The sequence below is a fragment of the Sphingobacteriales bacterium genome, assembly GCA_016700115.1.
Taxonomy (GTDB): Bacteria; Bacteroidota; Bacteroidia; order Chitinophagales; family UBA2359; genus UBA2359.
In genome coordinates this window covers 3,576,944-3,596,878 of the sequence record CP064999.1, presented here as the reverse complement: position 1 = coordinate 3,596,878, position 19,935 = coordinate 3,576,944, and the positions used below count along the sequence as shown (strand labels likewise).

Here is a 19,935-nt window from a genome sequence, read left to right as displayed (position 1 = left end):
ATAGAATGTGACCGAATATTTTAGTTCAAAGTTATTGCTTTTAATTTAATCTGTTCGCGATTAAATCTATATTTAAACTTTTCAGAACTCATTAATGTACAATTTTCTTAACTTGCAATCAAATTTTTTTTATGAACTGTTTTAAACAATTAAGTTTTACTATATTGTTTTTATTTTTTTCCTGCACTTTGTTGGTTGCTCAGGATGCAAAACAGATAGTTCAAAATGCTGTTGATCACTTACGCGGCAATAGTGCCATTTCTGAAATCAATTTCAAAGTCATACGTCCTGCCTGGAACAGATCAATGGATATTAAATCCTGGTCAAAAGGCGATGATTACGCATTAATCCTGATACTTTCACCGGCAAAAGATAAAGGCACTGCTTTTTTAAAGCGCAAAAAGGAAATTTGGAATTGGCTTCCCAGTCTCGAAAGAACTATTAAGTTGCCTCCTTCAATGATGTCTCAGTCCTGGATGGGGACAGATTTTACGAATGATGATTTAGTACAGGAATCTTCAATAGTTGACGATTATACTCATACAATATTAGGTAATGAGCTGGTGGAAGGTTATGATTGCTATAAAATTGAGTTAGTGCCAAATACTGATGCCGCAGTGGTTTGGGGGAAGATTATACTTTGGATTGAAAAGAATAACTTTCTTCAACTAAGAACTGAGTTTTATGATGAGGACAATTACCTCATCAATACCTTACAAGGTTCAGAGGTTAAAGTACTTGATGGCAGACTTCTACCTACTAAAATGGTGATGTCTCCCGCAGATAAACCGGGGCATCTAACTGTTATAACCTACAAAACACTGAAACTGAATATGAATATTGAAGATAACTTCTTTACCTTGCAAAACTTGAAAAAAGTGAAGTAGAATTAGCTAAAACAACCCATCAAATAAGTTATTATATATGTTATTCACCTTAGCCTGGAGAAATTTGTGGCGAAATAAAAGCCGTACTTTTATCACTATGGCCTCGGTTTTCTTTGCAGTTTTATTGTCTGTGTTTACCATATCGCTGCAAAAAGGAGTATGGGACAATCTGACAAAAAATGTCGTGAGTTTTTACACCGGTTATGCTCAAATCCACTTAAAAGGTTATTGGGATGAGCAAATTTTAGATAACAGCTTTGCCAATAAAGATACTCTGAACAAATTGATTTTAAATCAGCAGCATATTAAAGCTATTACTCCAAGACTTGAATCATTTGCTTTAGCATCTTCTTATGAAGTTACGAAGGGAAGTATTGTAGTAGGTATTGATCCGGACAATGAAGATTTTGTTACTAAATTAAAAAACAAGATAATTCGGGGGAAATACCTGACTCTTCAGGATAGTGCGGTCCTGATTACAGAAGGGTTGGCCAAAAAACTGAAAATTGATACCGGAGACACCATAGTTTTGTTAGGCCAAGGGTATCATGGTAGCACGGCAGCCGGTAAATATCCAATTCTTGGAATATTAAAATTTGCTTCTCCTGAGCTCAATGAAGGCATGATCTATATGCCACTAAATGCTGCTCAAAATCTTTATGGAGCATCTGATATGCTAACATCTCTGGTGTTGTCATTAGACGACCCTGCAAATTTGGAAAAAGTGGTGAAAGCACTGATTCCTCTTGCCGGAGTTAAGTATGAAGTAATGACCTGGGCAGAAATGATGCCTGAAATTAAGGAGTTAATCAGAACTAAAGAAGGAAGTACCTATATTATTATCGGCATGTTATATCTGCTCGTATCATTCGGTATTTTTGGAACTCTCTTAATGATGGCTGCAGAAAGAACCTATGAATTTGGGATGCTGATGGCCATTGGCATGAAAAGACTTCGGTTAGCCTGTGTTGTGTTGATTGAGTCTTTATTAGTAACAATTACCGGTTGCATTACAGGCATCATGGTTAGTATTCCTTTAGTTTATTACTTAAGTGTTAACCCATTGCGATTTACCGGGCAAATGGCTGAAATGTACGAGGGTTATGGGTTTGAACCGGTAATACCTACTATTTTCAGCCCATCACTCATGTTGGAACAGACTATAATAATATCCTGTATTGCTTTCTTGTTATCCCTTTACCCTATTATGAAAGTATTTACCCTTAACGAAGTTGAGGCTATGAAAAAATAATTTAAAGACTTGTCAAGTATAATTATCCATTCTATTATGATAGTGAACATTGCCTGGAGAAATATTTGGCGAAATCCTACCCGAAGCTTGGTGATAATGGTTTCTGTCGCTATCGGAATTTGGGCTGGAGCCTTCATAGCTTCCATCTACTGGGGAATGGGACAGGAAAGATTTAAAATAGCTATCGAAAATGAAATTGCTCATATACAACTCCATCATCCTGAATTTACAAAAGATTTTACACAAGCACCAACCATCACAAACGCAAATGATGTGCTTGCTCGAATCACCCAATTACAAGGAGTTAGGGCATCTACTATCAGAACAATTGTAATGGGTATGCTTGCCAATGCAACCGGAAGTAGCGGAATTCAAATTAACGGCATTTTGCCGGATAATGAAGCTTCTGTTTCTCAACTGAAAAGTAAACTCAATGAGGGAGATTACTTTACAAGTAAAAAAGCAAACGGAATATTAATAGGTGCAAAGCTTGCCAAAAAGTTGAAGTTAAAACTGCGCTCAAAAGTTGTATTGACTTTTCAAGACAATGAAGACAATCTGGTCTCTTCTGCTTTTTGGGTAGAAGGTATTTATCAATCTTACAATACTTCACTTGACGAAAGAAATGTTTATGTAAAAATGTCTGACATTGCGGGTTTGTTAAATCTGACAAATGAAGCTCATGAAATTGCAGTTTTACTGCAAAATGATAGCTGGACTGAAACCGTAAAAAACCAGATAACCGCCCATAATCCTTTGCTTAAAGTGCAGGACTGGCGGGAAATTTCTCCTGATACTGCACTAATATTATCAACGATGAATCAAGCTTCTATGATTTTTTCAGTTATTATATTATTAGCACTGGCTTTTGGGATAATCAACACTATGTTGATGGCAATTTTGGAAAGAACCAAAGAGCTGGGAGTTCTCATGGCTCTTGGAATGAACAGGCTTAAACTTTATGCCATGATTATGACAGAAACTGTTTTTTTAGTTTTGTCCGGTGCGCCTGTGGGTTTTTTATTGTCTTTCGGTATCATAAAATACTTATCAGTTCATGGCATTGATCTGACAGCAGTAGCCGGGCAATCAATGGGTGATTTTGGTTTCAGCAACGTGATTTACCCCGATTTGCCATTTACTCAATATATACAAATCCTGATTTTAGTTTTAATTACTGCAGTAATTTCCGCTATCTTCCCTATTATAAGAGCTCTCAGACTAAATCCTGTCGAAGCAATCAGAAGGTAAGTAAGAACTGATTAACTATAGCAGGCCTGAAAATTACAACTTCTACGAAACCTATATGGAATGACATTTTAAAAATTAAAATCCGCAATAAAACTAACAAAGATAAATGGAGACTATTATTGATGCTCAAAATGTGAGTAAAATCTACAATCCGGATACCATCCCCGTATATGCCGTTAATAATGTCAGTTTGCAAATCCAAAAAGGAGAATTTACTGCATTAGTGGGACCTTCAGGTTCCGGAAAAACAACTTTGCTAAACTTAATCGGAGGTTTAGACCGTCCAAATTCAGGACATATCAGAATCAATGGCATAGAAATAACAGGCTTATCGCCAGGCAAACTGATTGATTTCCGATTGTATAATATTGGATTTGTTTTTCAGTCATTTAATTTAATTCCTGTATTAACTGCCCGCGAAAATGTTGAATTCATCATGTTATTGCAAAATATATCAAAACACATCCGTGACCAACGTGTAAAAGCATTATTAACAGAAGTCGGCTTAGCTGATAAAATGGATTCACGTCCTTCACAACTTTCCGGTGGGCAACAGCAACGTGTAGCTGTTGCAAGAGCTCTGGCATCCAAACCTCAATTTATTTTAGCAGATGAACCAACAGCTAATTTAGATTCAGCATCAGCCTCTAATCTGCTCGATATAATGGATAAACTCAATCGGGAAGAAAACATGACCTTTATTTTCTCCACCCATGATCAACGGGTTATTGACAAAGCCCGAAGAGTTATTACCTTAGTAGATGGCAGCGTCGCTTCTGATACTTACGCGGTGGTCTAAACAGGATTGAATAACAACAGAAAATGATTAAGATAAAAAAGCTAAAAAAACAAATTGCAGTAAAGAAAGCAGGCAACCTGTTTTCAGACTTTTTAAAACAATTTGAGCTAACTACAGCCTCTCCTTTTGAAGAAGAAATTCATCAACTGAGAGTAATGGTTAAAAAATGGAGGGCTTTACTGATTTTAGCTTCATTTACAAAAAAAGGAAATTCTGTACGTTCTTATTTTAAGAGTTATTTAAAACTATACAAAGCCGCCGGTAAACTGCGTGATTGTCATAATCATTACAACCTCATCAGCAATAGTCCATTGGCTAAGAAAATGCATCCCTTTTTAGAATTATTGCAACAACAACAAAACTCTTTAGAGAAGAAATTTAAATTCAAATGCCTGAATACCCAATGGCCGGGTAAACAAAAATCAATCAAAAAATTTGCAAAATCAGTTCAAAGTATCAATCAAAGTAGCATAATCAAATACCAACTATATTGTATTGAAACTGCAACTAACAAGATTAAAATCATTTTCGAAAATGAACATGAACTCCATAACCTTCGTAAAATAATTAAACAATGGTCTTATAACTCCAGATTTCTTGTACTATGCGGTTATACTTTTACATTTACCAACCAACTTCTGTCGGTTCTCGATGAAATAGGAGATTTAATCGGTCAATGGCAGGATTATGATGTAGCTATTGAATATCTTCAACAACTGAAAGTAGAAACAATTGTTACGGATGACACAGTTTTTAATAACTTTATCGAAAACCTATACTGTCGAAAAGCAGATTTATCAAAGGAAATAAATCTTCGTTTACCGCATTTAACGGCACTACTGTCAAAAATTAAAGTAGAATGTTGAAGTCTTTTGACATATTTCTGCTTCCTGCCAGAATAGGTATCCTTTGTATGTTAAGCCTTTTAATGAACGAATTGGTTTTAGCTCAAAATGACTCGCTCAAACTTCAAGAATATCAACTGGGCGGTTATGTAAAATCTCTTCAAACTATACAGTATGCCAATGACCTGAATACTATAATTACCGGGCAATTATTACATCACCGAATAAATTTCAAATGGCTGCCAACTCCAAAATTTACTTTTGCAGCCGAGTTGCGAAACCGGGTATTCTTAGGCGAACAGGTAAAAATCAACCCCAATTTTGCAAAGTCAATAGATGTTGGAAACGGTGTTGTTGACTTATCTCAAATTTGGGTGAATAAAAACGGGGCGGTCATTCACAGCATACTCGACAGACTTTGGATAGAGTATCAAACCGAAGTATGGAGTTTGCGCGCCGGAAGACAAAGAATCAACTGGGGTTTAAATACCGTTTGGAACCCCAATGATGTATTTAACTCTTACAATTTTTTAGACTTTGATTACGAAGAACGACCCGGCACTGATGCCATAAGAGCCCAGATTTTTTTTTCCGACTTTACTAATTTAGATTTAGCAGTTGCACCGGCAACAAATTCTGACAATTGGATTGCAGCTACAAAATTTGGATTTAATTTAAAGGGTTATGATTTTCAAATTTTAGTGGGAAAGTACCTGACTGATGCCGTATTTGGTACCGGTTGGGCCGGCAATTTAGGCAATGCCGGTTGGAAAGGTGAGGCTTCTTATTTTTTGCCCTATCAAAATTTATTAAACAACCGCGGAGTTTTGAGTGCCTCAACAGGAGTAGATTATGTTTTTCCCAAAGGTTGGTATGTTAATTTTTCGGCTTTGTTTAACAGTGCCGGTGCCAATTCGTTGGAAAACTTGTCAGAACTTTATTCATTTACTTTATCCCCCAAAAGTTTGATGCCGGTCAAATTAACATCCATGCTTCAAACCGGTAAAAGTTTTACCCCGTTGTTTAATGCCAGTGCTGCAGTTCTCTATTCTCCAAACGGCCATCTTCTTGCAGCACTTCCTTCTCTTTCTTATAACTTAGCTCAGAACTGGGATTTAGACCTGATAGGACAATTATTTTTTGCTCAAACATCCAACAGGAAATCTATTGAAAACCTGGGTAATGCCATATTTTTCAGACTTAAATGGAGTTATTCGGCAATTTAAATAACTTTGACCGACTGAAGTTTTATAAAACTACCTTTTTGTCAATATGAAGCGAAGTTGCCTTTGTTTAGTTCTTGTTCTTTATTTATCTGTTTGGGTTAATCTATTTGCGCAAAGCACATTTTTGCCTCTTCAAAATCACGCGTATCATATCCTTGACCGGATAGAAATAAAATCTGGGCGTTTAGATACTTCTTATATATTTACTGCCCTAAAACCTTATACGCGATTCAATGCGGTTTTACTTGCTGAAAGCATGGATGAGATGCAAAATGTGCGTTTCAAAAAGCAAGACCGATTCAGCCAATACCATTTATATAAAGACAATAACGAATGGACTGATTGGGGGTTGGTTCCTACTAAAAAACCTTTTTTAAAAAAACTGTACCAATATCCATCCGATTTTTTGCGCATTAAACGCAAAGAGGCTGTTTTGATTGTCAACCCCATATTGCACATGCAGCTTGGAAAAGAATCAAGCACCGATGAAATTCGATATATCAACACAAGAGGCATTGAATTGCGAGGCATGATAAACGATGCACTCGGTTTCTATGGATTTTTGACCGATAATCAGGTCAGTTATCCTGAATATGCCGACCAATATATAGTCAGGCATAATGCGGTTCCGGGGGAAGGGCGTTTTAAAAATTTTAACAGCATGATTGGCGACAGTCTTTTTGCTCCCGGATACGATTATTTTCATGCAAAGGGCTATTTCACCTTTCAGCCTTTGGAAAGGATTCGTCTCCAATTCGGACATGATAAAAATTTTATCGGGAATGGGGTACGAAGTTTGTTTTTGTCCGATTTCTCAAACAATTATTTGTTTCTGAAGCTAAACACTCAAATTTGGAGGCTTAATTACCAAAACCTGTTCATGCAATTAACTGGTCAGTTTCGCAATGCAGCGGATGGGTTATTGCCAAAAAAATATGCCGCAATGCACCACTTGAGCATGAACATAACTAAGCGTTTTAACCTAGGTATCTTTGAAGGAGTTGTTTTTGGAAGGGAAAACGGGGATTTTGAATTGAGCTATCTCAACCCCATTGTTTTTTACCGGGCGATAGAGTATCATCTTGGCAGTCCCGACAATGTTATTCTGGGGATGGATTTTAAATACAACTTCCTTAAGCGGTTCTCACTATATGGACAAGTAGTTCTGGACGAATTTAAGTTTGCTGAAATTAAAAACCAAACCGGTTGGTGGGCGAATAAATACGGAATGCAGGCAGGATTAAAATATATAGATGTAGCCGATATAAGCAACCTCGACCTGCAGATAGAATTTAACACAGTCAGACCATACACTTATAGCCACAATACCGAAAGCGGAAATTATACACATTTTAACCAACCCCTCGCCCACCCTTTCGGAGCCAATTTCCGGGAAGCGCTTGCGATCATCCGATACAAACCTCATCAATTCTTAGACCTAAAACTCAATGTTCTGTATGCTCAGTTTGGCGCAGATACGGACTCTGTAAACTGGGGAGGCAACATATTTTTGCTCAATACATCCAACCGCCCACAGGACTATGACAACGAACTTCTTCAGGGCAATGAAACTCAAATATTGTTTGCCGATTTTTTATTGAGCTATATGTGGAAACACAATCTATGGCTCGATTTGAACTATAATTACCGCCGTCAAAAAGCTGAAATACCCACAGGCAATTTATCCAATCATTATTTTGGCCTCGGATTTCGCCTAAATATGGCAAGAAAAGAACTCTTGTTTTAACAGTTAGACATTTACAAATTAGTTTATGTCAATTCAATTGTTGCAAACATTCACCTCTTCGAGGTTGTATTATTGAAGGGCTTGTTGACCATTCATTAATACATTAGTCCACGCTTATCTTATTGAACGCCCAATAAAAACCCAAATCAAAGTCAAACTTCACGTTGGATTTTAATAAAAAGCCCTTCCTCCCGAAAGGAGTAAGGGCTTTTTAAAGATTAAAAGAACGGGTTACTTTGATTGAAGATGCAAAGTTTTGGTTTGGATGCTAATGCCTTCTGCATTTACCAAACGGCAAATATAAAGTCCATTAGGCAACGCCCGTCCATCAAATTCTATGTCGTATAACTGATCGGCTTTTACAGTTCCGGTAAATAATTTCATTACTTCTCGTCCTGCAACATCATACACTTTTAAACTCAGATCATCATCTTTTGGCCAAGAGAAGGAAATGGTAGTTTCAAGTGCAAACGGGTTGGGAGCAACCTGAATCAGGTCATTGGTAAATTCTGATTTACCCCTACCCCGGGTTTGCTTTGGTACCCAAAACCATCCTACTGTGGATTGAGGTGTGCTGCTGCAATCGGTAATTGTAACAACATACCAACCAAATGGCAGGTTAGTTAAGCTATTAGATGTAGCTCCAGGTGCACCGGTCCATGTACTTGGGCCGCTCCATTGATATTGATAAACACCACCGGCACACGGAGTTCCTCCACCAACATTTAAAGATATGGTACCATTGCTCAAACCGAAATCAGGAGTGATTGTGCTGTTAATAATATTCAAAAGTCCCGCAGGATTTGTATTCCCTGAAGTACTGCTAAACTCCAGCAACCCGACACCACATCCATTACTATCGGTAATGGTAACATTCCATGTGGCATTATCGGCATAAATAATATTAATAGTTCCCGGAGATGGAATATTATATACTACATAGCCGGTGTTGTTCCAAACATAATTGTAAGGCGCTAACCCCCCGCTAAAAGTTATAATGTTGACATTGTAAAAGGTCGGAATAATTCCTGCACCTTCAAAAATGTTTACCGTACCTGCTAAAGGAGTTATCTCAGGAGGCTCTACAACTGTAAATGTATTAATACAAACACAACCATTAGCATCTGTAACCGTAACCGTGTAAGTGCCGCCGTCTAATTCGTTGATAGAACTGACATTTCCAAAAGGTCCACCCGTGCCACTCCATGCATAATTATAAGGAGCTACGCCACCACTTGCATTGGTGGTAATAGAACCATTGTTGCTGCCAAAACAAGTGGGATTTACAACAGTAGCCGTACAGTTCAGAGTTTGAGGTTGTGTTAATGTAATCGTCTGAACAACTGTACAACCACTTGGATCGCTGATGGTTACTGAATAAAAACCTGCTGTTAATCCTGTAGCCATGTTTGAACCGGTTTGTCCATTACTCCAAACATAACTATAAGGAAGTATTCCACCACTTGGCGTAGCAGTAATTGATCCGTTATTTCCTCCAAAGCAACTGATATTATAGCCGTTGTAGTTTGAAGCGGTAAGGCTTGCGGTTAACAAACTCACGGTAACCGTAAATGAACAGGTGGCAGTATTGTTTGCACCATCTGTTGCTGTATAGGTAACCGTTGTTGTTCCTAACGGAAACGCTGTTCCCGGGTTGTGAGTCCCCGTTACATTTACGGTTATACAGTTGTCGGTAGCTGTTGGTGGTGTCCAGGTAATGGTGTTGTTACAATTCACGATGTTAGCAGGGCAAGGGCTTAAAACAGGTGGTTGTCCATCGTTGATGGTAACGGTAAACGAACATCCTGCCGAGTTGCCCGAAGCATCAATCACTGTATAGTTTACTGTTGTCGTGCCCGAGAAGGTACTTCCCGACGGAATCGAAGGGGTTACCGAAGCAACGGCACAGTTATCGGCAGTAGCAGGTGTTACCCAACTCACCACAGCATTACAAGTTGTAGGAGATGACAGTTGGGTAATGTTCGCCGGGCAGGTAATGGTCGGAGGAGTAGTGTCCACCCTGTTTACCGTAAACGAACAGGATGCAGGCGAGTTGCCGTTTCCGTCATTGGCGGTTAAGGTTACAGTAGTCGCACCAACTCCTGAAACTATTGTGCCGGATGCAGGGGATTGAGTAACAGTAGGCGTACCGCAGTTATCTGCTGTACTAACCGCACTATATGCCGGCAAAGTAGCCGTACAAGCAGCTCCTAAGGTTAAGGTTTGCGTAGTCGGGCAGGTAATCGTTGCCGGAGTTAGATCTACCCTGTTCACACTAAACGAACAAGTAGCAATATTACCGTTGCCATCATTGGCAGTTAAAACAACCGTTGTTGTTCCAACACCCGTTACCGTAGTTCCCGAAGCAGGTGATTGTGTTACGGTTGGCGTACCGCAGTTATCGGCAGTGGCTGTTGCACTATATGCCGGCAAGGTAGCAGTACAAGCAGCTCCAAGTGTTAGCGTTTGGGTAGCAGGACATGTTACAGTTGGCGGTGTATTGTCCACCCTGTCAACGCTGAACGAACAGGTAGCTATGTTTCCGTTACCGTCGTTAGCAGTCAAGGTTACAGTGGTCGTTCCTACACCGGAAACAGTAGTTCCTGCTGCCGGAGATTGTGTAACGGTTGGAATGCCACAGTTATCCGAACTTCCGGTTGCGCTATATGCAGGCAAAGTTGCTGTACATACAGCACCAAGTGTTAGCGTTTGGGTTGCAGGACATGTTACAGTTGGCGGTGTATTGTCCACTCTGTCAACGTTAAACGAACAGGTAGCTATGTTTCCGTTACCGTCGTTAGCAGACAAGGTTACAGTGGTCGTTCCTACACCGGAAACCGTTGTTCCGGCGAGTGGAGTTTGTGTTACTGTAGGTGTGCCGCAATTGTCAACCGTGCTAACAGCACTGTATAATGGCAAGGTTGCCGAACATGCAAAGCATCTAATAACAGAGTCTGTGTAGAGGGGCATGTTATGGAAGGAGGGGAAATATCTAACCGGTTGACATCAAAAGAACAGGTTGAGATATTTTCGTTTCCGTCATTTGCAGTCAGTGTTATCGTTGTTGTACCGATGCCCGAAAGTGTAGTTCCAGCTAAAGGAGATTGAGTTACGCTTGGTGTAACACAATTATCGGTAGCACTTAAAGCACTGTACAAAGGCAGAGTACCTGAACAAGTGCCATCAAGTATCAGGTTCTGATTAACCGGACAAGTAATTGACGGCGGTGTTATATCTATGTGATTGACCGTGAAAGAACAAGTTGCAAAGTTTAAAGCTATATCTTCAACATACAATGTTACGGTAGTTTGTCCGACACCGAAATTGAGCATACCGGGAGAAGGCTCCTGACTGACCACAGATAATGCACAGTTATCTGTAACACTTGCCGGGCTGTATAAAGGCAAGAAAGAAGCACATGATTCGTTAAGAATAATGTTCTGCGTACCGGGACAGGTAATCTGTGGCGGAATATCGTCTTCATAGCTTACACAACGAGAAAGTTCGGTATAGCAAGAAAATGACGGTATCACGAGACTATTGCCTTCACTGCCAAAGTAATCTGCCGGAGTAATCTGTCCATCGTGGTTCAGGGCATACAGCATACATTCGCTACCCAATATAGGAACAGTTATGTTTTCCATACCATCTTTATTGGTGTCGTAGGTTGTACTAAACACAGCATCACCGCAAACCAAAATAAAATCAAGCTGATAAGTGCCGCTTAAGTTAACCGTAGCAGGATTAACTGCTGCGAGAAAAGACCCACCGGGACATGCCTCATAACAAGGACAATCGGATGCCGGATTGATAAATACCTCAACAGGTGTAGAAGAACAATTGAAACTGTTTGTTACAATAACATCAAAATAATTTGCAGCACTAAGATTACTGATAACTATCTGACCTTGCGGGTTTGCGACTTGTCCTGTTAATACTGTTTGAGGGTAAAAGCTCTTGTAATAGGAAATAGAATAAGTTTCGCTTGGGACTAACCCTGTAATGATAATACTTCCGGTGTTAGGACCTGCGCAAAGTACATCCGTTGTAGTTACAGTTGCATCAGGAACAGGAAAAACAGTTACACAACGGTCAACCATGCTGTAACAAAGGCTATTATTGACCGTTAAAGCATTGTTTGCACCCGCAATATAGCTTGGTGAGCCGACAGTACTATCGTAGTTGATGGCATATACCTGACACCCGCCTGCCGAAACAGAACCGGGTGCAGTAAAAATACCTGTTGAATTTGGAGTGCCTACTATATTGTTGTCACATACTAAAACATAATCTACCAGATAGGGTTCGTCTATGTTGGCAAAACTCACAGAGGCAGTAAAAGTACCACCTGCACAGGTTTCAATGCAAGCGATTACCTGCACATCCCGAGAAAGTAATTCTAAACAACCGCCGGGTTCTCCGAAATTTGTGGGAACAACAAAAGTGCCGTCATGATTAACGGCCGTCAATCTATAAGAACCCACGGGCTGTGGAGGAAATGTTCCGGTAAAACTAGAAGCAACAACATTATTGTTTTCATCTCTCAGCAAGTAGATTAATTCGTAAGGAGGGGTGGTATTAGCGCCTGAAACAGTACCAATTATAGGCTCCGTAGGTGAAACCGTAATCGTGCCTCCCGGTATTTGGGAATATATGTTTTGGCTAATCAGCAATACAATAGATAGTAACCACAACCACCCAAGCGTCCCACCTTTATAAGGTCTTATTTTTATTTTTAAATTCATTTGGAACTTATTTGGAGTTATGAAATAAAGTGGTGAGCAGCTAAAGAGCAGTTTGCCGCTCTTTTGTTTAACTACTCACCGAACAGTCGCAAGTTTTTGTGTAGCACAATATTTTGCTTCCGTTCGCTTGGGTTACTATTAATTATCCCATTGCATATTGGGTGACGCATTACATCCCGGAGGACAATCTACAATATTGGTTGTGGCAGAAAAAGGCTGAATACATCCGGGGAAAGCGGGAGTTGTGCCGCCATCGGGAGATATGCCTCCTTCTTCATCTTCAGCACCAAAGTAAGTACCGGTTAGGGTAGAACTGCCAAGGGTTGCAGGAGGGGTGAATGTAAACATTGTCGGACCTCCAGTTAAATCTGTTCCAGAAAGGGTAAATACTCCTTCAGGTCCTGTTGGTGAACCTGTAAGGATTACGGTAATATCGTTATCAGGAACTCCGCCTGAATCAGAACTGCAATAACTCGATGCCAATCCGCTTACAGCCGGATTGGGATAAGCACATTTATTAGATCCGATAACAGTTGCAATTAACTCCCCGCCATCAAGACCCAAATTGTTTTCAACCGAAGCCCGTACTTCAAAAACAATTGAATATCCAACTTCATCAACATGAGAAAAGAATGGAGTTTCCCACAGTTGTATTTCACCGTTGAAATCAAGTACGGTTCCATTTGGCAAACCTGTAGTACCGGTAGAACTCAAAACTGTTACCTCGAAATCTGCAGGTTCAAACTCAAACTGTGTATCAAAAGAAACACTTGCATATTCATCAAAAGTACCGTCGTTGGCAGCAGTGGTAGCATCGTTGTTACAGATACAAGGATCAAGAAATTCGAATGAAAAATTCAAAGGACAATCTGAAATCGTCAGGTTCAATATTTCCATGTAACAATCGTCAATGTACTCATATATTCCACTTTCAGTATAAAACTGATCATTAGCATACCAATAGTAGCCAAAACATGCTGTAACGGTATTATTTTGAACAAATCCCTCAGTAATGGTTAAATTCAGAGTTTCGGTATGGCAACCATTAACATCGGTATAAGTGCCTGATTCGGTATAAGTAAGTCCGTTAACCGGCCAGGTATAAGTGAAACACTGTGAAATAGTTGTTGAATTTGAAGTAGTAGGGATTATGGTGAGGTCTAAATATTCAGTATGACAACCGTTTACATAACTATAAATTCCTGTTTCTGTATAAGTTACGTTGTTGACCGACCAGGTATGCGAACCGCAGTCAGTTATTGATGTGCTGTTTGAGGTATTGTTTATCACCTCAACAACTTTAACTGCTGAAACAGGACTTCCGCATCCAGTTGATATAGTATAAGTAATCGTAGCGCTTCCCGGCGCGATGGCAGTAACCAAACCGGTACCGGGATCAACGGTTGCTATCAAATCATCGCTGCTGTTCCATGTTCCGCCGGAAGTACCGTCTGTGGTATAAGTATCTGTTGCACCAACACAAAGCGGAGAAGTTCCGGATATAGTACCTGCATTTACGTTTTGATTAATGGTAACTGTTGTATTTGCTGTATTACTGCATCCACTGTTGGGATCGGTTACAGTAACTGTATAGGTTTTTGTCTCTGTTACACTATTTGCCATTGGATTGGCAATATTTGTTGCAGACAAAGTTGTGGGTAATGCAGGACTTTCAGACCATGAATAAGTTAGTGCAGAAGGGGGTGAAAATATCCATGCCTCTGGAGTAGAAATGTTCCATAACACATTGTTGCGTCCGGGAGCTGCGGTTCCTAACGTGCCGGTTGAATTTTCAACTCCTAAAGTTTGTGTAAAAGTAGCGGTTCCATGATTCACAGAAGTTACATGAATCTGAATGACATTGGAGGTTTCATAAAGCTGTATCTGACCGGAAACCGAACCGGTGGCAGAGAAGAAAGGCACATTATTAAAGTCAATAACAAAAATTTGATCGGGTGTTGTGCCGATTGTACCATAAGTAATTTGACCTGCTGTTGGGTTTAAGTCTGACCAACAAAGGCTAATATTATCATTAGGAACGGTTGCATTAGGTATGGTTTGAGCGGTGCGTTGTTGTGCGGCCGAACTGCCGGCATAATTAAACCCGATTTGTCCGTTGGTATTTATGAAAAAGCTGGTTTTGTCTTGACCATAAAAGTTAAAGGTAAAAGGCAAAGGAAGAGAAGCGCTTATGACATCGTCTCCTGAAATACCTGTAGTAAATCCGGCGGTGGGCTGAAGTGCATAAGTAGTAGATGCAACTAAATAATTTATTGTTCCGCCGCCTCCTACGGCATTTAGTTGGGAAGTGCCTGTCACACAATGTTCTGAAGGGGTTGCTGAGGCTGAAGCAGTTATAGCCGGAGATACTGAAACAGATGTTGAGGCTGTTGAAGTACATCCGGAGGCAGTTACAGAAACAGTATAAGTTCCTGCACCTGCAGTTGTTATGTTTGAAATAGAAGGGTTTTGGATGGTGCTACTAAAAGAATTCGGACCTGACCATAGAAAAGTGGTTCCTATATCAGTTGAAGAGGTAAGGTCAAGTGTAGCATCGGAACAAACCGGAGAATTGCTGCTTGCCGAAGCGGTGGGATATGGATTTACAGTAACCGTAAGTTCATTTGAAAAACTGCTGCAAGGACCGCAATTGCTACAAGTAACCTCTAATACATAATAATAAGTGCCCACTAAAAGAGGATCGGTGGTGTATGATGTTGTATTTGCTCCATTTCCACCCGTAACAGGAACATACCCGCTTCCCGAAACTGACGATACCATCCATTGGTAAGTCGTTCCTACGCCTACCGTTGAGCCGGTTGTCGTCATGGTTGCAGTTTGCCCCACACATTTGCTTTGGGTGTTGGGGCTGATAGTGCCACCGGTGGCGACAGAACAAGAGACCGGTGTATATTCATCCGCACCAATGTCGGGAGTAGTAACACTTCGTAATTCGTTGTCATAATCAATTGAACAGGTAACGCCAATTGTGGTTCCCAGGTTGTTCACCGCAGTGCTACCGGTGCTGATATGAAGGTCGGTGCTGGAAACAAAGCCCGGATTCGCCTGAATAGAAGCCCCGTCTTGTGGACCGGGGTTGGTATAAGCAGTTTGCCAATCGCTAAGCAATGTAAACTGTGTAGTTGCCGTAGTGCCGCTTGTAGTTGCGAGACCACCCGTCAGGCATTGAGGGTTTGCGGTATTGTAGTAAAAGTTATTGTTGTTAGAACCACCCGTGCCCCAGGTATATGCAGCAGCCGTACCTGTAACGCAGTAGAAACGAACGGCCGGTGAACTGGACGATGAAAGGTCCATATAAACAATATTGTTTTTCAGGGTAAGATTGTTATGAGTGGTTGCAGTGTTGGAGGTGCGGATACCGCTTCCGAATATGGATGTTGCAGTTGCAGAGGGATTTGGATCAACATCACCTGAAAGCAGGATTGAATTGTAAACCACCTGATCTGTATGACCTCCGCTGATGCCGATACCACATGTTGCATCACCTGCTATGCCATTAGACTTAACATTGTAAATCATGTTGCTGCACACAAAATTGTTCGTGGCTAATCCCCCATTCGTAGTGCCCAATATTAATCCGACTGCCGAATATGTGCGTTCTTCTATAATATCATGAATCAGATTGCGCGTTACCGTGTAGTTGGTCGAAGTGATCGTGGTTGTTGAGGTAACGCTCCAGGTATTTGCTCCAATAGCAATACCGACGCGGTCTGCGCCGCCGGTGGTGCTGGCAAATGGTCCTCCCACAAACTGGACGGTATTTCCACTCACTGTACTGTTGTTGTCTGCCTGCATAAATATCCCAACAATACCGATTTGGTCTGCACCGAAAGAGTCGGGGCCGATTATGTTGTCTATTACCTGTATGTTTTCATTCAGGTTAGTGGTCGTTCCGCGGGTTACAATGCCATGCCGGCACCGGATAATGCGGTTCTCCTGAAAAGTGTTGTTGTCATTGTCAGTACCATTTACAGTGTTGCTGATTGTGGTACCATTCATAATAATACCCCATGTATTAGTAGTGGATGTGTTTTGGGTAGCACCACAGGCAATTTCACAATTGCGGATGATATTGCCCGTACAACCGTTGCCTGCTGCCACACTTGCTAACCAAATTGCTGCAGTAGTGGCTGCTGTGCTGTTGTTTTGTACAGTGATGTTTCGACCGGTGCCTCCAATACGACCATCAATTGTTACATTATCAGCACCATTTAATTTAATAACAGCACCGGCAATAGTTCCCGAAATAACAACCGGAACAGTTGCTGTTATGTTAACTGCTGTCCATGCTCCGGTATTCAATATGGCTGATGCTGTTTCTGTCGTGTTTCCTGACAACGAAATATTAATCGTTGCACCTGTTTGAACTCCGCCATTGATGGCAGTAAAGGCAGCACCTAATGTACTATAAGATCCGTCACCAGCAACAGCGCCAGTAACAGTTACCTGTGCAAACAGGCTTTGCAAACCATTCCCCATAAAAAGGGTAAGAAAAAGAATAAAACCAGCCACATACCTTTTTATTGTAGATGGGCTGTACGGAGGTAAAAATGTTTTTTTCATAGTATTCTGTTTGAGTAATTGTTTTTCTGTTAAAAAATTTTGGTGGCTAATTCTGAAATTGAGCTATGAAATATCTGTGTTAAGTTTTTGAGCTAATAACTTTAAAGCTTCGAACAACTGTTCTTCCCGGGTCAGCTTGGAAGTGTCTAACATTATGGCATCTTCCGCCTGTCGTAAGGGATTGATTGCCCGGGTAGTATCTATAAGGTCGCGGGTTTGCAGATTTTCTTTTACTTCATCTAAAGATATCTCTATTCCTTTCGACTTTAATTCAGAATACCGTCGCTGAGTCCTGACCTCAATATCGGCTGTTACAAAAAGTTTAAGTTCCGCATCGGGAAATACAACCGTTCCTATATCCCGGCCATCCATCACAACCCCTTTATTTTTTCCTATTTCTTGTTGCTGTCTGACTAAAAATTTCCTTACAGCTTCTAAAGAACTAACTTGACTGACAAATTCGCTGACTTCTTTGTCTCTGATTTGAACTTCTACGTTTTGGGAGTTTAAATATGTTTGAAGTTGATTTGAAGTGGGGTGGGATTGAAAAGAAACTTTAATGTGGCTTAGTGCCTCTTCTATTTGCGATTGTTGAGTGAGGTCTGTCTGATGTGTCAAAAAGTAGTAAGTAACTGCCCGGTACATAGCGCCCGAGTCTATAAAAATGTATCCTAATTTTGAGGCTAAATCTCTTGCCAAGGTACTTTTACCGCAGGAGGCGTAACCATCTACTGCAATGTTTATTTTGTGCTTCATTAAACATGCAAAAGTAGCAACTAAATGACTCTTTAGTTACTTTCTGTTAAAAAAAAACATTTCTGTTACAAATGTGTACACATGGTTAATAATCTTGAATATCAATCATTTTTCTGCCAAAACAGTATTATTTTAACACTAAAATCGGCAGGGCTAAGGTTGATGCAATGTGTTGGTATGTAAAGTCTTAATATAACAGGTTAAAAGATGTGTAAACCATGGTTCGTAAACAGAACACCTGTTTTATATGTCTTAGTTTAGACATAACACTTCGGTCTATTATTATTCACTTCAATAAAAAACCGCAAAGCCTTTTTTAATGGCAATGCGGTTTTCACTTTTTTAAAACCCATTTAGATAAGTTTCTAATTCAAGATACCTGTTTTAGAAAATTGAACTAAGTGTAATGTAAATTTGATCAGAATAATCTCCGTAAGGTTCGTTGCCAAGGCGATACTGGGCTACAATTTTCCATGTTTTAGGTTCTTCGCCAGGGGCAATCGGATTGGTTAAAGTAAAATGGGGCTTAACATTGTTACCAAGAAATACTAATCCATTCCCATCGTTTCTGTCCACATAAAAATCAATGGAAGTCATTTTACCTTTTTTCCAATAAATGATCAATTTGCCTCCCACAAATTTTGCCCTAAGTACCGGTTTAACATCTTCGCCGGGAAGCGGCCTTTCAGCACCAATAATTCTTAAATCTCTTCCAATATCAACACTGTAATTGGCGTGTGATTTAATCGTTCTAACCAATCTGGTTAAAGCTCTGAATACCGGTTCGTTAATACTTGTCGGGGGTGTTCCTCTTAAAGTTATTGTCGGAAATGCGTTGATAACCTCCCCCGGTTTACCGTTAAGAAAGATACGTCTGTGGCTAATCAATTCTTTGACATCTGCGCGCAATCCAACTTCTTTAAGAAATAAAAAGTCCGAGTAAGCTTTAACGTCTGCAATGTAGGTTAAAATTTCGGGGGTAAGACTTAGGGTTGTTTCGTAACCTCCAATCTTGACCGAAAAATTATCTATCCACGTTTTTTGTCCCATGTAATCTCTGGGTAACCAATAATCTTGTGCCATAAAAATTTCAATTTGAATTTAACTAAAAAAGTGTTTTATTTGAATAAATGTTATTGTTTATTGTTTTAAAAAGTTTGCTTATTGAAGTTCATTCCGTTAAAGGAAATAGTTTTGATAAAAGTTCCAACAAATAAAAATATTCTCAAAAAAAGTTGCTCTTCACATAAAACATAAGGCCTATTTCTTAATAAAAGCCAATTTTAAGCGAACGAGATTGGTTGATTATTAACCAATTTAAGAAAAACAGGCTTGAACATAAATAAAAATAAGTAAATACCACGCCACAATAGACGTGTACCACACCATGGTAGACGTGTACCACGCAATTATTGATGTGGCCCAAGTGACTGAAGATGTAGCCCAAGTTACGGAAGATGTAGCACAAGTGATGGAAGACGTAGCCCAAGTGTTGGAAGACGTAGCCCAAGTGTTGGAAGACGTAGCCCAAATGATGGAAGACGTAGCCCAAATGATGGAAGACGTGTACCAAATGTTGATAGATGTGGCCCAAATGAGGGAAGATGTGTACGAAATGATGGAAGATGTGTACCAAATGAAGGCAAACAGGTAATAAACATCCTTATCAATGATCATTAGCCCATGTTGTATACATTATTATTGTTAGTAAAGTAGTATCAACAGTTAGCAACCCAAATTAATCTAACTTATGTTGTTGGATAAAAAGGAAACAGCTATACTTGTGGGTAGATTTTGGAGTTGATTATGTTGCCAAACTTAAATCAAGTTGGTAAAGGTAGGA

At 40.0% G+C, this 19,935-nt stretch carries 13 protein-coding genes; 8 read left to right on the top strand and 5 right to left on the bottom strand.

Translation table 11 applies throughout. The features are described 5' to 3' along the window. Window positions 1-131 precede the first annotated feature (131 nt). The 7 genes from IPM47_12915 to IPM47_12885 all read left to right on the top strand — a co-directional run bounded on the left by IPM47_12915 (window position 132) and on the right by IPM47_12885 (window position 8,007). Window positions 132-887 (top strand): outer membrane lipoprotein-sorting protein, encoded by a 756-nt coding sequence (locus tag IPM47_12915; GenBank protein ID QQS27779.1) that lies wholly within the window; start codon window positions 132-134, stop codon window positions 885-887. Window positions 888-924: 37 nt separating this feature from the next. After that, complete coding sequence (locus IPM47_12910) at window positions 925-2,139, top strand: ABC transporter permease (GenBank protein ID QQS27778.1); 1,215 nt, start codon at window positions 925-927, stop codon at window positions 2,137-2,139. A gap of 36 nt (window positions 2,140-2,175) precedes the next feature. Continuing rightward, window positions 2,176-3,390, top strand: coding sequence for an ABC transporter permease (locus IPM47_12905; protein QQS27777.1), 1,215 nt, complete (start codon window positions 2,176-2,178; stop codon window positions 3,388-3,390). 106 nt (window positions 3,391-3,496) lie between these two features. Then, window positions 3,497-4,189, top strand: a complete 693-nt coding sequence (locus IPM47_12900) for an ABC transporter ATP-binding protein (GenBank protein ID QQS27776.1) — start codon at window positions 3,497-3,499, stop codon at window positions 4,187-4,189. Between the two features lie 23 nt (window positions 4,190-4,212). Then, entirely contained in the window at window positions 4,213-5,055 is an 843-nt protein-coding gene (locus IPM47_12895; protein ID QQS27775.1) for a CHAD domain-containing protein, read from the top strand. Next, window positions 5,049-6,260, top strand: a complete 1,212-nt coding sequence (locus IPM47_12890) for a hypothetical protein (protein ID QQS27774.1) — start codon at window positions 5,049-5,051, stop codon at window positions 6,258-6,260. The genes IPM47_12895 and IPM47_12890 overlap by 7 nt, the downstream gene beginning before the upstream one ends. 124 nt (window positions 6,261-6,384) lie before the next feature. Beyond that, window positions 6,385-8,007, top strand: a complete 1,623-nt coding sequence (locus IPM47_12885; protein ID QQS27773.1) for a hypothetical protein — start codon at window positions 6,385-6,387, stop codon at window positions 8,005-8,007. Window positions 8,008-8,238: 231 nt separating this feature from the next. On the opposite strand, the gene IPM47_12880 is transcribed toward IPM47_12885, so the two are convergent. The 5 genes from IPM47_12880 to IPM47_12860 all read right to left on the bottom strand — a co-directional run bounded on the left by IPM47_12880 (window position 8,239) and on the right by IPM47_12860 (window position 19,175). Then, window positions 8,239-10,977: an HYR domain-containing protein gene (locus IPM47_12880; GenBank protein QQS27772.1), complete on the bottom strand. Its 2,739-nt coding sequence runs from the start codon at window positions 10,975-10,977 to the stop codon at window positions 8,239-8,241. Further along, window positions 10,872-12,752, bottom strand: a complete 1,881-nt coding sequence (locus IPM47_12875; GenBank protein QQS27771.1) for an HYR domain-containing protein — start codon at window positions 12,750-12,752, stop codon at window positions 10,872-10,874. Before IPM47_12875 ends, IPM47_12880 begins: the two co-directional genes overlap by 106 nt. A 138-nt stretch (window positions 12,753-12,890) precedes the next feature. Next, window positions 12,891-17,336 (bottom strand): Ig-like domain-containing protein, encoded by a 4,446-nt coding sequence (locus IPM47_12870; GenBank protein ID QQS27770.1) that lies wholly within the window; start codon window positions 17,334-17,336, stop codon window positions 12,891-12,893. Window positions 17,337-17,399: 63 nt separating this feature from the next. Next, entirely contained in the window at window positions 17,400-18,092 is a 693-nt protein-coding gene (locus IPM47_12865; GenBank protein QQS27769.1) for a (d)CMP kinase, read from the bottom strand. A gap of 384 nt (window positions 18,093-18,476) precedes the next feature. Further along, window positions 18,477-19,175 carry a hypothetical protein gene (locus IPM47_12860; GenBank protein QQS27768.1) on the bottom strand — a complete coding sequence of 233 codons (699 nt, stop codon included), beginning with the start codon at window positions 19,173-19,175 and terminating at the stop codon, window positions 18,477-18,479. Window positions 19,176-19,509: 334 nt separating this feature from the next. Between IPM47_12860 and IPM47_12855 the strand changes: the two genes are divergently transcribed. Then, complete coding sequence (locus IPM47_12855) at window positions 19,510-19,746, top strand: hypothetical protein (protein ID QQS27767.1); 237 nt, start codon at window positions 19,510-19,512, stop codon at window positions 19,744-19,746. The last annotated feature ends 189 nt before the right edge of the window (window positions 19,747-19,935 follow it).